The 11,960-nt window shown below is 70.7% G+C and carries 13 protein-coding genes; 8 read left to right on the top strand and 5 right to left on the bottom strand.

Annotated features, from left to right (window positions below):
• The first annotated feature begins 8 nt into the window (after positions 1–8).
• A complete protein-coding gene (locus JYK02_RS25595; RefSeq protein WP_207054780.1) occupies positions 9–794 on the top strand; it encodes a type IV toxin-antitoxin system AbiEi family antitoxin domain-containing protein in 786 nt (261 codons plus the stop codon).
• Here the strand turns inward: JYK02_RS25595 and JYK02_RS25600 are convergent.
• Both JYK02_RS25600 and JYK02_RS25605 read right to left on the bottom strand, forming a co-directional pair.
• Complete coding sequence (locus tag JYK02_RS25600) at positions 771–1,658, bottom strand: nucleotidyl transferase AbiEii/AbiGii toxin family protein (RefSeq protein ID WP_207054782.1); 888 nt, start codon at positions 1,656–1,658, stop codon at positions 771–773. The two genes, JYK02_RS25595 and JYK02_RS25600, sit on opposite strands and share 24 nt — an antisense overlap.
• 25 nt (positions 1,659–1,683) lie before the next feature.
• Complete coding sequence (locus JYK02_RS25605; protein ID WP_207054784.1) at positions 1,684–2,619, bottom strand: DUF1684 domain-containing protein; 936 nt, start codon at positions 2,617–2,619, stop codon at positions 1,684–1,686.
• Positions 2,620–2,694: 75 nt separating this feature from the next.
• Here JYK02_RS25605 and JYK02_RS25610 point away from each other — a divergent pair, with 75 nt between their 5' ends.
• Positions 2,695–3,537 (top strand): 2-oxo acid dehydrogenase subunit E2, encoded by an 843-nt coding sequence (locus JYK02_RS25610; RefSeq protein WP_207054786.1) that lies wholly within the window; start codon positions 2,695–2,697, stop codon positions 3,535–3,537.
• A gap of 29 nt (positions 3,538–3,566) precedes the next feature.
• Positions 3,567–3,797 (top strand): hypothetical protein, encoded by a 231-nt coding sequence (locus JYK02_RS25615; RefSeq protein WP_014400104.1) that lies wholly within the window; start codon positions 3,567–3,569, stop codon positions 3,795–3,797.
• A gap of 14 nt (positions 3,798–3,811) precedes the next feature.
• On the opposite strand, the gene JYK02_RS25620 is transcribed toward JYK02_RS25615, so the two are convergent.
• Entirely contained in the window at positions 3,812–4,561 is a 750-nt protein-coding gene (locus JYK02_RS25620) for an SDR family oxidoreductase (protein WP_207054788.1), read from the bottom strand.
• Positions 4,562–4,666: 105 nt separating this feature from the next.
• Between JYK02_RS25620 and JYK02_RS25625 the strand changes: the two genes are divergently transcribed.
• The 3 genes from JYK02_RS25625 to JYK02_RS25635 all read left to right on the top strand — a co-directional run bounded on the left by JYK02_RS25625 (position 4,667) and on the right by JYK02_RS25635 (position 7,640).
• Complete coding sequence (locus tag JYK02_RS25625; protein ID WP_242588889.1) at positions 4,667–5,272, top strand: TetR/AcrR family transcriptional regulator; 606 nt, start codon at positions 4,667–4,669, stop codon at positions 5,270–5,272.
• 95 nt (positions 5,273–5,367) lie between these two features.
• On the top strand, positions 5,368–6,984 hold the full coding sequence (locus JYK02_RS25630; RefSeq protein ID WP_207054791.1) for a trypsin-like serine peptidase: 1,617 nt from the start codon (positions 5,368–5,370) through the stop codon (positions 6,982–6,984).
• 107 nt (positions 6,985–7,091) lie between these two features.
• Positions 7,092–7,640, top strand: coding sequence for a hypothetical protein (locus JYK02_RS25635; protein ID WP_207054793.1), 549 nt, complete (start codon positions 7,092–7,094; stop codon positions 7,638–7,640).
• A 58-nt stretch (positions 7,641–7,698) separates the two neighbouring features.
• Here the strand turns inward: JYK02_RS25635 and rsgA are convergent, their stop codons facing one another.
• Positions 7,699–8,796 carry a ribosome small subunit-dependent GTPase A gene (rsgA, locus tag JYK02_RS25640; RefSeq protein WP_207054794.1) on the bottom strand — a complete coding sequence of 366 codons (1,098 nt, stop codon included), beginning with the start codon at positions 8,794–8,796 and terminating at the stop codon, positions 7,699–7,701.
• A 366-nt stretch (positions 8,797–9,162) separates the two neighbouring features.
• Between rsgA and JYK02_RS25645 the strand changes: the two genes are divergently transcribed.
• On the top strand, positions 9,163–9,900 hold the full coding sequence (locus tag JYK02_RS25645) for a MerR family transcriptional regulator (RefSeq protein ID WP_207054795.1): 738 nt from the start codon (positions 9,163–9,165) through the stop codon (positions 9,898–9,900).
• Positions 9,901–9,972: 72 nt separating this feature from the next.
• Here the strand turns inward: JYK02_RS25645 and JYK02_RS25650 are convergent, their stop codons facing one another.
• On the bottom strand, positions 9,973–10,764 hold the full coding sequence (locus tag JYK02_RS25650) for a hypothetical protein (protein ID WP_207054796.1): 792 nt from the start codon (positions 10,762–10,764) through the stop codon (positions 9,973–9,975).
• Between the two features lie 192 nt (positions 10,765–10,956).
• Between JYK02_RS25650 and JYK02_RS25655 the strand changes: the two genes are divergently transcribed.
• Positions 10,957–11,856 (top strand): hypothetical protein, encoded by a 900-nt coding sequence (locus JYK02_RS25655; RefSeq protein ID WP_207054797.1) that lies wholly within the window; start codon positions 10,957–10,959, stop codon positions 11,854–11,856.
• The last annotated feature ends 104 nt before the right edge of the window (positions 11,857–11,960 follow it).

Genomic DNA, 11,960 nt, shown 5'->3' on the forward strand with positions numbered 1-11,960 from the left:
TGACGGCGATGCTCAAGCGGCACCGCGAAGCCTGGCAGCTCCCTGCTTCAGTAGGGCTGACCGGCTTCATCCAGTTCCTCCAGGACTCGAAGCAGCTCTCCGTGGTGCGCCTGTCCTCGGATACGGGGGAGGTGGTGACGCGCTACGTGTGGGAGCAGGCGTCTCCACAGGCCGTAGCCCTTACGTTGCGTCCGGCCGCCTATCTCTCGCATGGGACCGCGGCACGCCTGCACGGACTGACTGATCAGTTCGCCAAGGTCATCTACGTCAACAAGGAGCAGAGTCCGAAGCCCCCTCCCAGGGGGGCACTCACCCAGGAGGCCATCGACCGTGCCTTCAAGGGGCGGCAGCGCGCCTCGACCTACGTGTTCCACTTCGACATCTACCGGGCGGTCCTGCTTAGCGGAAAGAACACGGGGGCGTTGGGCGTGGAGGACGTCCCGACCCCAGAGGGAGAGTTCCTGCCCGCCACGAACGTTGAGCGGACGCTGATCGACCTGACGGTCCGTCCCAACTACGCGGGTGGTGTCGAGGAGGTCCTGGGCGCCTTCCGTCGTGCGTACGAGCAGGAGAAGGTAGACGTAGGAAAGCTGCTCCAGACGCTTGGCCAGCTGAGCTACGTCTATCCCTATCACCAGGCGCTGGGCTTCTACATGGAGCGGGCGGGCTTCAGCGCGGAGGCCCTGGCCCCCTTGAAGAAGCTGGGGCTGCACCACGATTTCTACCTGGCCTATGGGCTCAAGGACCTCGTGTACGACGCGGGCTGGCGGCTACACCACCCCCGCGGCTTGTAGCCGCGCGACCTCCGCGCAGACGAAATTGAAATAGAAGTCGAAGGGCTCCAGCACCTCGCCCGTGACCGCTGCCTCCACGGCGGACCAGCTCCGACGATGGAACTCCCGGTGGCGCTCCTCCGGAAGGAGCCGCAGGAGTACGAGTGGCACATCCTTGGACGCGAAGATGCCCTCCATCAGCGCGCGGTGTGCGGTCAGGTCCACGCGTGCGTAGCGGATGCAGGCATGCAGGTCATAGAAATCCCGGGCGCGGCTGGCGGGGTTCTTTCGCTGTTCGTACTCATCCATCTGCTGGCAGAGGGCTCGGAGCTTCTCGGCGGCGATCATCGCGGGCGTGTACACGAAACAGCGCTGACCATTGACGAGCGTGGCCTCGGCCTTGCCCTGGCAGAACTCGAACTTGCTGATGTCGATGGTCCGCTTCGGCGCGCTTCGTCGATGCAGTTCCTGAACCTGATCCGCGTTGGGGACCGCTCCCTTCCTGGCCTCACGCCGACGCAGTTCCTCCTCCAGCCGTTTCATGGCCACGAGCGTCAGGACCTTGAACTCCGCGTGGTAGCCACCCCAGTTCACCCCAGGGCCGGAGGTCGAAGGCTTGGGCCCGAAGCGGAAGTCGATGAGTGCATACCCGGCAGCGGAGAATCGCGACGACAACGCGGCCTCCAGCTCACGCCCCAGCGCGTCCGCGTCCTCGACGTCTCCTTCCATCGAGTAGTCCAGGTCCATGGAGGCGCGGGCCCCCAGTTTGTGGATCAGCTGCAGCGCGTTTCCTCCCTTGAGCACCAGCCGGTCCATCAAGGACGCGCTGGACGCAATGGCGGAGGCGGTGAGGACCGCGAGTTCGAACGGAGGGATGGGTGTCACGACGGTGGCATTCCCAGACGACTCGTCAGTGATCGCCCGCGCGCTTCTCGCCGGCCTCCACGCGCAGGGCCAGGCGGTTGCCGCGCGGGGGCAGCGGGCAGGTGGCGAAACGCGAGAAGGCGCACGGCGGGTTGTAGGCGCGGTTGAAGTCCAGCACCACGCGCCCCTCCTTGTCCGGCAGCGGCGCCTCGAGGAAGCGGCCGGCGCCGTAGGTCGTGTCGCGGTTCGTCTCGTCGCCGAAGACGATGAACAGCTCTCCGTCTCCCTCTTCCCCCACGGGCGTGAGGCGGTACTCCTTGCCCGCCACCGTGAAGACGAGCGTGCCCGCGGACTTCATCTCCTCCGCGAAGCCCAGCACCGTGGGCACGCTGATCATGCGCGGCTTCTCATCCGGCACCAGCCGCGCCTCCACCTTCCAGTCCGCGCTGGCCGGGTACAGCGGGATGCCGTGGAACTGCTTGCGCGCCGCGGCCTCCGAGTCCTTCACCCGCACGCCCAGCCGGTCCCCCCGGCGGATGACCTGGAAGCTCACGCTCCCCAGCCGCAGCACGTCCGGTGCGCCCTTCTCGTCTGTCTTCAGCACGCCCCCCGTGAAGGGCTTGCCCTCCAGCGTGAAGGCCACGCCCGCCGCGGGCTGGAAGCGCACGGTGTCACCCTGGCGCACGAACGTGCCCGCCTGGGCCGGCACCGGCGCGGGCAGCGGCACCGCGCTGTCGGGCGCGCTGCCTGCCTTCTGCTCGCCTTCCTTCAACCAGGTGAGCCCCACCAGCGTCAGCCAGCCGTCCGGTGACGTCAGGCGTTGCAGCCGCTCCGCCTGCCACGCCTGGGTGGCGGCGGCGACGTCCTCCGTGGGCGCGGCCGGGGCCTTCTTCTGCGCGGCCTGAGCGGCGGGCTTGGGGAGGGGCTTCTCTGGCGGCGCGGCCTGCAGGGCCAGGGACAGGACCAGGGCGAGGGTGTTCATGGGCCCAATGTCTAACAGGAGCCGCCCCCCGTTGCGCGCGGTCCTCCCGCCGTGCAAAGGCTTGGGAACCTTTCCGTGAACCTGGACCTCCACCCCGCGCCCCCCGTCAGTGCCCTGCGCAAGCTCGCGCTGGGGACGTGGCGCGCGCCCCGCGACCCCACCGCCTACGCGGCGCTGGAGGTCCGCATGGAGCCGGCGCTCGCGTTCATGGCCTCGCACCGCACGCGCACCGGCCGCCGGCTGACGGTGACGCACCTGGTGGCGAAGGCCGCGGCGGACGCGCTGCGCCGCTACCCGGAGGCCAACGTCGTGCTGCGCGGCCAGCGTCCGTGGCTGCGCGAGGACGTGGGCGTCTGCGTGCTGGTGGTGCAGCCAGCCAGCGGCGCGTCGCGCGTGGACCTCACCACCGCCACCGTGCACCGCGCGGACCAGAAGTCGCTGGAGGCCCTGGCGGACGCCATGGAGTCGCGCGTGTCGCGGGTCCGCGCGCGCGAGGACGTGGAGATTGAACGCGGCAAGCGCCGCTCGTCGCTCCTGCCCGGCTGGCTGATGGGCCCCGCGCTGCGGCTGTTGTCCTTTGTCTGGTACGGCCTGAACGTGGACCTGCGCCGCGTGGGCATGCCGTTCGACCCGTTCGGCTCCGTGGCGGTGACGAACCTGGGCTCGCTGGGGCTGGAGCGGGGCTTCGTCGCGATGGTGCCCTACACGCGCGTGCCGCTCTTGCTGGCCCCGGGCCTGGTGCGGGACGTGCCCGTGGTGGAGGACGGGGCGCTGGTGCCGGGCAAGGCCATGACGCTCACCTGCACCTGGGACGCGCGCCTCATCGACGTGGACCTGGCCGCGCGGGTGCTGAGGCACATCGGCGGCGCGCTGGAGGACCCCCGGGGGTGGGATGCACCGGGGGACGAAGCGCGGTAGAACAGGGGCGTCATCCGGAGGTCGGCACCATGTCCGTGGATCCGTTTCGTCGCGTCGGTGGTTCCCGTCCCGTGGGGCGGGTGCTGGGCGGCCAGGACCGCTTCGAGAAGGAAGCCCTGGAAGGCCCTCCCGAGGGCCCCCTCGCCATGGACCGGCGCCAGCGCATGGCCGGCGGCCCGCTGCCGGTGAACGGCGAGAGCCCCTTCGCCGCGAAGCTGCGCAAGCTGGCCGCGTCCAACCCGGACGGCAAGGAGGACTGAGGCGCCGTACCGCTTCAGACCTGTCCCGCGCCGCCGTCCACGAAGAGCTCCGCGCCGTTGACGAAGCTGCTGTCGTCCGACGCGAGGAACAGCGCCGCCTTCGCCACCTCGTCCGGCTGCCCCATGCGGCCCAGCGGGATGAGGCTGGTGAGGTAGTCCTTGATCTGCTTCGCCCCCGCCGCGTCGGCCACCAGCCCGTTGAGTCCCGGCGTGTCGATGGGGCCCGGGCTGAGGGTGTTCACCCGGATGCGCCGCCCCTTCAGGTCCGTGGCCCAGGTGCGAGCGAACGAGCGGACGGCCGCCTTGGTCGCCGCGTAGACGCTGAACGCCGCCGAGCCGTCCGAGCCCGCCGTGGAGCCCGTCAGGATGACGGAGCCGCCGTCCTTCAGGAGCGGCAGCGCCTTCTGCACCGTGAACAGCATGCCCTTCACGTTGACGTTGAACGTCTGGTCGAAGTGCGCCTCCGTGATGGAGCCCAGCGCCGCGAACTCGCCGCCGCCCGCGTTGGCGAACACCACGTCGATGTGCCCCGCCTCCGCCTTCACCCGGGCGTAGAGCCCGTCCAGGTCCGCCATCACGGACACGTCCCCGCGCACGCCCACCGCGCCGTGGCCAATCTCCTTCACCGCCCGGTCCACCTCCGCCTGCCGGCGGCCGGTGAGGAACACCTTCGCCCCCTCCTGCGCGAACCGCTTCGCCGACGCGAAGCCGATGCCCGTGGTTCCTCCCGTGATGACCGCCACCTTGCCGTCGAGCCTGCCCATGGTCCCGCTCCTTGTCCCGTCCCCGCGCCAGCGAGGAGTTATGGACTAGATGGTCCATATCTAAGATTGGTGGACCGGTCGGTCAATAACTTTTATTTTCAGGGCATGGCTCGGCCTCGGACATTCGATGAAGCGCAGGTGCTGCGCGCGGTGCGCGACCAGTTCTGGAACAAGGGCTACGCGGCGACGTCCATGGACGACCTGATGCAGGCGACCGGGCTGGGCAAGGGCAGCCTGTACGGGGCCTTTGGCGACAAGCATCAGCTCTTCCTGAAGGTGTTCGACGCGTACTGCGTGAGCTCCGTGGAGTCGGTGCGGAAGATGCTGGAGGGGCCGGACGCCGGAGCGCTGGAGCGGCTGCGTCAGCACCTGCTGGGGGTGGCCACCTCCTCGGCGGCGCCCGCGAACCGGCGTGGGTGCCTGCTGGGGCGCGGCACCGCGGAGCTGGCGTCGCAGGACGCGCAGGTGGCGGACCGGGCGCTGGACACCTTCCGGGGGCTGGAGGCCGCGTTCGTGCGCTGTCTGGAGCAGGCCCAGGCGCACGGGGACCTCGCGGCCCACGCGGACCCCCGGAAGCTGGGCGCCATGCTGCTCGCGGTCCAGCGGGGGCTGGAGGCCGTGGGCAAGTCGGGCATGGACGAGGCCAGCCTCCGAGGCATGGTGGAGACGGCTTTTGAAAACCTGCCCGTCCCGGTGAAGCGCCGCCGTTGATTATCTTGAGGTGCGCGGGATTGGTGGGTTAGTAGGGTTTGGCGAGTCTGGCACGGTAGGGCTGCTTGTTTCCCCCAAACAAAGGCATCCCTTCCATGAAGCATTTCAAGTCTGGGTTTCAGGTGATGGGCGCGCTCGCGCTCGCGGTGGGCTGTGGCCCGTCGGATGAAACCCTCGCGCAGCAGCAGCACGCGGTGGTCTACGGCACGGACAACCGGATGGACGTCCATGCCCACCCGGACGCCACGCTGCGCGCGAGGGCCCAGCAGGCCGCGGTGGCGCTGGTGCACCCGGGGTTCATCGACCTGACGGACCCGAACCACGTCACCTTTCCCGGCCCGACCCTGGGCGCCGGCCTCAACCTCTGCTCCACCGAGCGCTTCTGGAGCGACCCCCGTGCGGCCTTCTGCTCCGGCACGCTCATCGACGACGACCTGGTGCTCACCGCGGGCCACTGCGTGGGCAACGCGGCGGAGTGCGCTGATACGTACTTCGTCTTCAACTTCCACCGGACCGGTGAGGGCGTGCTGCATCCGGTGACTTCGCAGGACGTCTTCACCTGCGGCGCCATCGTGGCGCGCCAACTGGGCACGGTGAACGGGCAGAACCTGGACTACGCCGTCGTGCGCCTGGACCGGGCGGCCACGCCGCGCTTCACCCCGGCGCCCGTGCGCATGGGCAATACGGCTTTGGGCGCCGTTCAGAACGTGGCCGTCGTCGGCGGCAGCAGCGGCACCCCCATCAAGATCGACACCGGCGGCTCGGTGCGCGACGCGCGCTCGGGCACGCTGGATTACTTCGTGTCCAACTCGGACACGTTCCCCGGCACGTCGGGCGCGGCGGTGTACGAGACAGCCCAGCACACGCTCGCGGGCATCCTCGTGCGGGGCTACGGGGTGGACTACGTCGACAACGGCGGCTGCAACGTGGTGAACGTGTGCCCCGAGACGGGCTGCACCGGCTCCGAGAGCACGTACGTCTACCCGGCGCTCAAGGGCGTGTGCACGGAGCTCCAGAACAACAGCACGCGGCTGTGCACCGGGATGCCTCCAGCGCCGGTGCGTCCGGCCAGCGCGTTCGGCTACACGACGAGCGACACCTACGACGCCACTCAGAACACCGTGGACCGGACGTACACGCTCGGCGTGGGCGACGTCATCCAGGCGAACGCCTGCGGTCTGCCGGACTTCCCCGCCACGGGCTACCCCAAGCTGCGCCTCGAGGATGCGCAGGGCAACGAGGTCGCCTCCAGCTTCGACGGCTGCGGCTTCAAGCTCCGCACGGGGGCGGCGGGCACGTACACCCTCCGCGCTGGCTGCGACTACACCGATAGCTGCAGCGCCACGGTGGACGTGAAGGTCACCCTGAACGCGAACCTCAAGCGGGGCACGCTGCCCTTCAACCTCGTCAACACCAGCAGCGGCACGCGCAAGACCGCCAACCTGAACGTGACGCTGACCCCAGGCCAGGTTCTCGACGTGGGCACCTGCGGCGTGGAGTGCGCCAACGCCACGGGTGACACCCTCATGCGGTTGCACGACGCATCGGGGACGGTGGTGGCGGAGAACGACGACGCCTTCGGGACCTGCGGCTCGCTGTCGCGCATCGTCTACCAGATGAACGTGGTGGCCCCGTCCGTGAAGTATCAGGTCCGCGTCGGCTGCTTCCAGAACACGCGCTGCAGCGGGACAGCCGCCTACGTCATCTACTGACCGGCGTCCGCCGGGGGTCACCCCTCTTCCGGTGACCCCTGCCTTCGGGCTAGGCACGGGGGCCTGACCGCCGGTGCGCGCGGTCACTCTCCGGGAGCGGGGCACTGATGCGGAAGGCACACGCGGTGGCGGCAGCGATGGCGGCGCTGATGCTGGGGCAGACGGGCTGTTTTCGGACGAACATCGTCACGAACCTGCGGCCGGAGCCCAAGGTCCACGAGGACCGGCAGTGGTTCACGGTGGCGGGCCTGGTGCCCGTGTCCCAGCCCCCCGGCAGCGAGTGCAAGAACGGCATCGCGTGGGCGCAGAGCCGGGTGACCCCCGGGGACTTCTTCATCCAGGCGGGACTCATCGTCGCGGGCGCGCTGGTGGGCTCCGCGGTGTGTGCCGGCAGCAACCGGACCGACGAGGAGCGCGGCAACTGCGCCGCGATTGGCATGCTGGTGCCCGCGGCCCTGGTGGGCTCACGCACCGTGGCCTACTCCTGCGCGTCGGAGTACCAGGACGTCGGTCCGGGCCGGGGACCGGAGTCACCGGTCCGCGTCCCGGGCGACGCGAACCTGCCGGAGGAGGGCGAGGTCCCCGTGCCGGAGACCCCGACCCCGCCGCCGCTGCCGCCGCCCGGCTCGGTGCCGGAGACGAGCCCCGGCCTCTGAAACACACCCGGGGACGCGGCGCGGGAATCCTCTTCCGCGCCGCGCCCGGGATGTCTGTCTATTCGCCGTGCCGCTTGTGGCGCATCCGCGCCCAGCCCGCGTTGGAGCGATTGCGCTCCGTCCGCTTGTGCTCCCGCTGCGCGGCGGCGTCCGTCTGGCGGTGATGGAAGGCCTGTTCGCGCTGGAGCTTGTCGAAGCTCGCGCGCCGCTCGTCCGAGAGCGTGCCGTCCTCCACCGCGGCCCTCACCGCGCACCCCGGCTCGTTCTGGTGGCCGCAGTCGTTGAAGCGGCAGCCGGTGGCCAGCGCGAGCACGTCCGCGAAGGCGTGGGCCAGCCCCTCGTCATCGTCGCCCCACAGGCCCAGCTCGCGCATGCCGGGCCCGTCGATGACGAGGCCGCCGTGCTCCAGCACGAACAGCTCCCGGTGCGTGGTGGTGTGCCGGCCCCTGTCGCCCTCCGCGCTCACGGGCTGGGTGACGAGCCGCGCGGCGTCCAGCAGCCGGTTGGTGAGCGTGGACTTGCCCACGCCGGACGAGCCCAGCAGCACGCCCGTCCTTCCGGCCGGAAGCCGCGCGCGCACGTCCTCCACGCCCAGGCCCGTGTGCGCGCTCACCGCGAGCACGTCCACGCCAGGGGCCAGCGCCTCCACCTCCCGGACGCGCTCGGCGGCGTCGTCCGCGAGGTCCGCCTTGCTCAGGAGCACGACGGGGGTGGCACCGCTGTTCCAGGCCACGGTGAGGGCGCGCTCGATGCGGCGCGGGTTGAAGTTGCCGTCCAGGCCGGTGACGAGGAACACCACGTCCACGTTGGCGGCGATGAGCTGGGTGTCGTGTTCGCTGCCCGCCTCGCGCCGCTTGAGGACGCTGCGGCGGGGCAGCACCGCGTGCATCAGCGCCTCGCCGTCACCGGACGCGGGCGGTTGCAGCAGGACCCAGTCGCCCACGGTGGGCAGGGCCTCCGCGCCGTGGGCCTGATGCAGGAGGCGTCCGGCCGCGCGCGCGAGGAAGGCCGGGCCCGCGGTCTGGACGGTGAGCAGTCCCCGCTGCTGGCGCACGACGCGCCCGGGGACGAGGGAGAGGGAAGAAGACGTCTGCGAAACGAATGAGGACAGCGCGAGGTCGAGGTCGGGACCCCAGCCGAGGGTTTCAAGTGACACTTGGGGAACTCCGGGCAGAGCGAGGCCAGGGCCGCACGGAGGAGGACTCCGGGGCGCCGGGCTGGAAGGAAGCGGGGCTCGCGCTGCGACGGACGACGGTGCTGCGACCGGCTCAGCGGATGAGCGCCCGCGTGGCGGACTGGGCCGCGACGACGACAAGGGGCGGAGTCATCAGGACAGGTCTCCTCAAGGGTTCGCGGTCAGCGGCGCTCATCGCCGGACCGTACGAAGACCCTAGCAACTCCTGTCGTCGGTTGGCCACCCCCTGAAAGGGCCGGGTGTTTTCCCCCTTGAACCTCACGCGACGTGAGGTTGTACCCAGCTCATCCAGTCACGCGAAGGACGGTGACTGGAAAGGGGTGAGGCATGCAGCACACGGAGCTGAAGGTAGGGGAGCTGGCCCGGCGCACGGGGCTGTCCATCCGCGCGCTGCACCACTACGACGAGATTGGCTTGCTCAAGCCCTCGGCGCACACGGCGTCGGGGCACCGGCTCTATACGGCGGCGGACATCGCCCGCCTGAGTCACATCCTGTCGCTCAAGCAGCTCGGGTTCTCGCTGGAGGAGATCGCCGAGACGCTGGGCCGGGCGGACTTCTCCGCCCTGCGCGTGGTGGAGCTGCGGCTCCAGCGGGCCCGGGAGCAGCTGGCGGAACAGCGTCAGCTCTGCGACCGCCTGGATTCCCTCGCACGACAGCTGCGCGCGGCGGAGCCCGTCTCCGCCGACGACTTCCTACAGACCATCGAGGCCATGACCATGTTCGAGAAGTACTACACCCCGGAGCAGTTGAAGGAGCTGGAGGCCCGTCGCCAGGCGATGGGTGACGACGCCATCCAGCAGGTGGAGGCCGAGTGGCCCCGCCTCATCGCCAGCATGCGAGAGCAGATGGAGCAGGGCGCCGACCCCGCCTCCGAGCCGGTGCGAGCCCTGGCCACGCGCTGGCGCGAGCTGGTCCGCGCCTTCACGGGCGGAAATCCCGGCATCGAGAAGTCGCTCCAGACGCTGCACCAGCAGGAGCCGCAGGTGGCCCAGCGTCAGGGCCGCGACCCGAAGCTCATGGAGTACGTGGGCCGGGCCATGGCCGCGCTGGATGCAGCGAAGTAAAGCCAGACATGGCGGCGGCCGCCAGCGAAGGGCTGGCGGCCGTACCGTCATTCAGTGACTGCGATTGAAAGGCTACTGGCCGCCGATGCTGCCGCCGGCCGAGCCATTGGAGCCGCCGGTGCCGGTGCCGCCCACGCCGCCGATGGTGCCCCCGGAGCCGCTGGTGCCGGAGCCGCCGACGCCGCCCGTGCCGGTCGCGCCGCTGGTGCCGGTGCCGCCCGTGGTGGAGCCGCCCGGGTCGATGACCGTCGAGCCGTTGCTCTCGGTGCCGGGCGAGGTGGCGCCGGTGGTGCCGCTGCCGGAGCCACCGATGGTGCCGGTGCTGCCGGCGCTGCTACCGCCGGTGGTGCCCGTGCTGGTGCCGGAGCCACCGATGCTGCTGCCCGTGTTGGTGCCGGAGCCACCGATGCTGGTGTCCGTGCCGCTGCCGGAGCCACCGTAGGTGCCGGTGCTCGTGCCCGTGGAGGGCGACGTGCTGCCGGTGCCGAAGGTGTCCGAGCTGGACCCGGTGGTGCCGCTGCCGGTGCCGATGCCGCTGGTCCCGGTGCCGCCCGTGCCGGAAGTGCTGCCGCCGGTGGTGCCGGTGCCGGTAGTGCCCGGAGTGGTGGTCGTGCCGGAGCCAGATCCGCCCGTGCCGGTGGCGGTGTTGCCCGTCTGCACGCCCGTGGAGTTGGTGGAGCCCGGAGAGAACGTGCCGGTGGAGCCGGCCGTGCCGGTCTGCCCGTTGTTGATCATCTCCGGAGAGCCACCCGTGGAGCCGGGCGTCGTGCCGGGGCTCGACCCGTCGCCTACCTGCTGAGCGAACGCGCTGGTGGAGAGCAGGAAGCTGAAGGCCAGTGCCGCGGTGCTGATGGAGCGTCGCATGTGAAGGAACCCTTTCCCGTCGTTGGTGGCGTAAAGGTGTGTGCTTCAGCGGACAGGGCAACCCGTTGAAAGAAGCCGGCACATGGCAGGCCGCCAGCTCGCAGGTCGTTCATGGGACAAAGCACGCGGGGCAGGGCTTGCACGCACGCGCTCCTGTTCTGTGCTGTCCTCCCGTTCTGGAAGGGAGCGTGTGTGAGCGGACGGGAGGTGCAGCTGGCGGCGGGCCGCAAGAGCGCGCGACAGACGCGAAGCGCGAGCGCACGCGCCTGGACCCTCACGCTCGTCATCGCGGCGTGCCTGGGCATGCTCCTCTACGTCGCCACCACCAGCCTCCCGTACCTCATCGCCTCACCCGCGGGAGACGCGCACCTGGGCGCGCTCAATGACTGTCTGGCGCGGCAGCTCTCGGGGGCCACGCGGCTGGGCTGGGCCGTGGCGCCGGATGCTTCGCGCGCGGCGGTGTTCGGACCCCGCGTCGTCGCGGTCTGTGGCGAGGACGGCTCGCACGCGCGCCTGGAGGTCCCCGGCGCCACCGCGCTCACCTTCGACGGCGAGCGCCGCCTGTGGGTCGCCACCGGAGGCCGCCTGCTGCGCGAACGCGACGGCGCGCTCCAGCCCGTGGGCGACATCGCTCCGCCGGAGTGGCTGATCGGCCACGCGGGCGGGGTCCTCGCGCTGGACGCGAACGGGCAGCTCGTCTCCGTCGCGCCGGACGGCAAGGTGCTGGGCCAGGCGCAGGTGCCGGGCTCCGGAGGCCGGCTGTCCGTCGGCCCCGGCGGAGTCCTGGCCGCGGTGGAGTGGGGCGGCGGCGTCATCGTCTACGACGCACGCACCCTGGAGCTCGTGCGCGCGGAAGCGCCCTGCGCCGTGGAGTTCCTGTGGTGGCTGGACGACGCGGATCAGGTCCTGCTGGCCTGTGGCGATCCCGCGTCTCCAGACGCACCCGGACCGGCCTCACTGCGCTTCAACGTCCGCACCGGCGCGCATGAAGCGGTGCCCGCGCGCACCCGCGCGCCTGCCCGCAGGCTCTCGGACCGGGCGCTGTATGTGCAGGGGTGCGACGGCTTCCCGTGCACGGCTTCGCCCCCCTGAAACTGTTAAAGGGTGGTTCCGCTCCTGGCTCGTCGGTCAGACCCGGGGCTTCCGGGGATGGTGGGTCTCACGTGCGGGCGCTGCGTTCAGTGCCCGACACAAAG

Source organism: Corallococcus macrosporus (assembly GCF_017302985.1).
GTDB classification, from domain to species: Bacteria; Myxococcota; Myxococcia; order Myxococcales; family Myxococcaceae; genus Corallococcus; species Corallococcus macrosporus_A.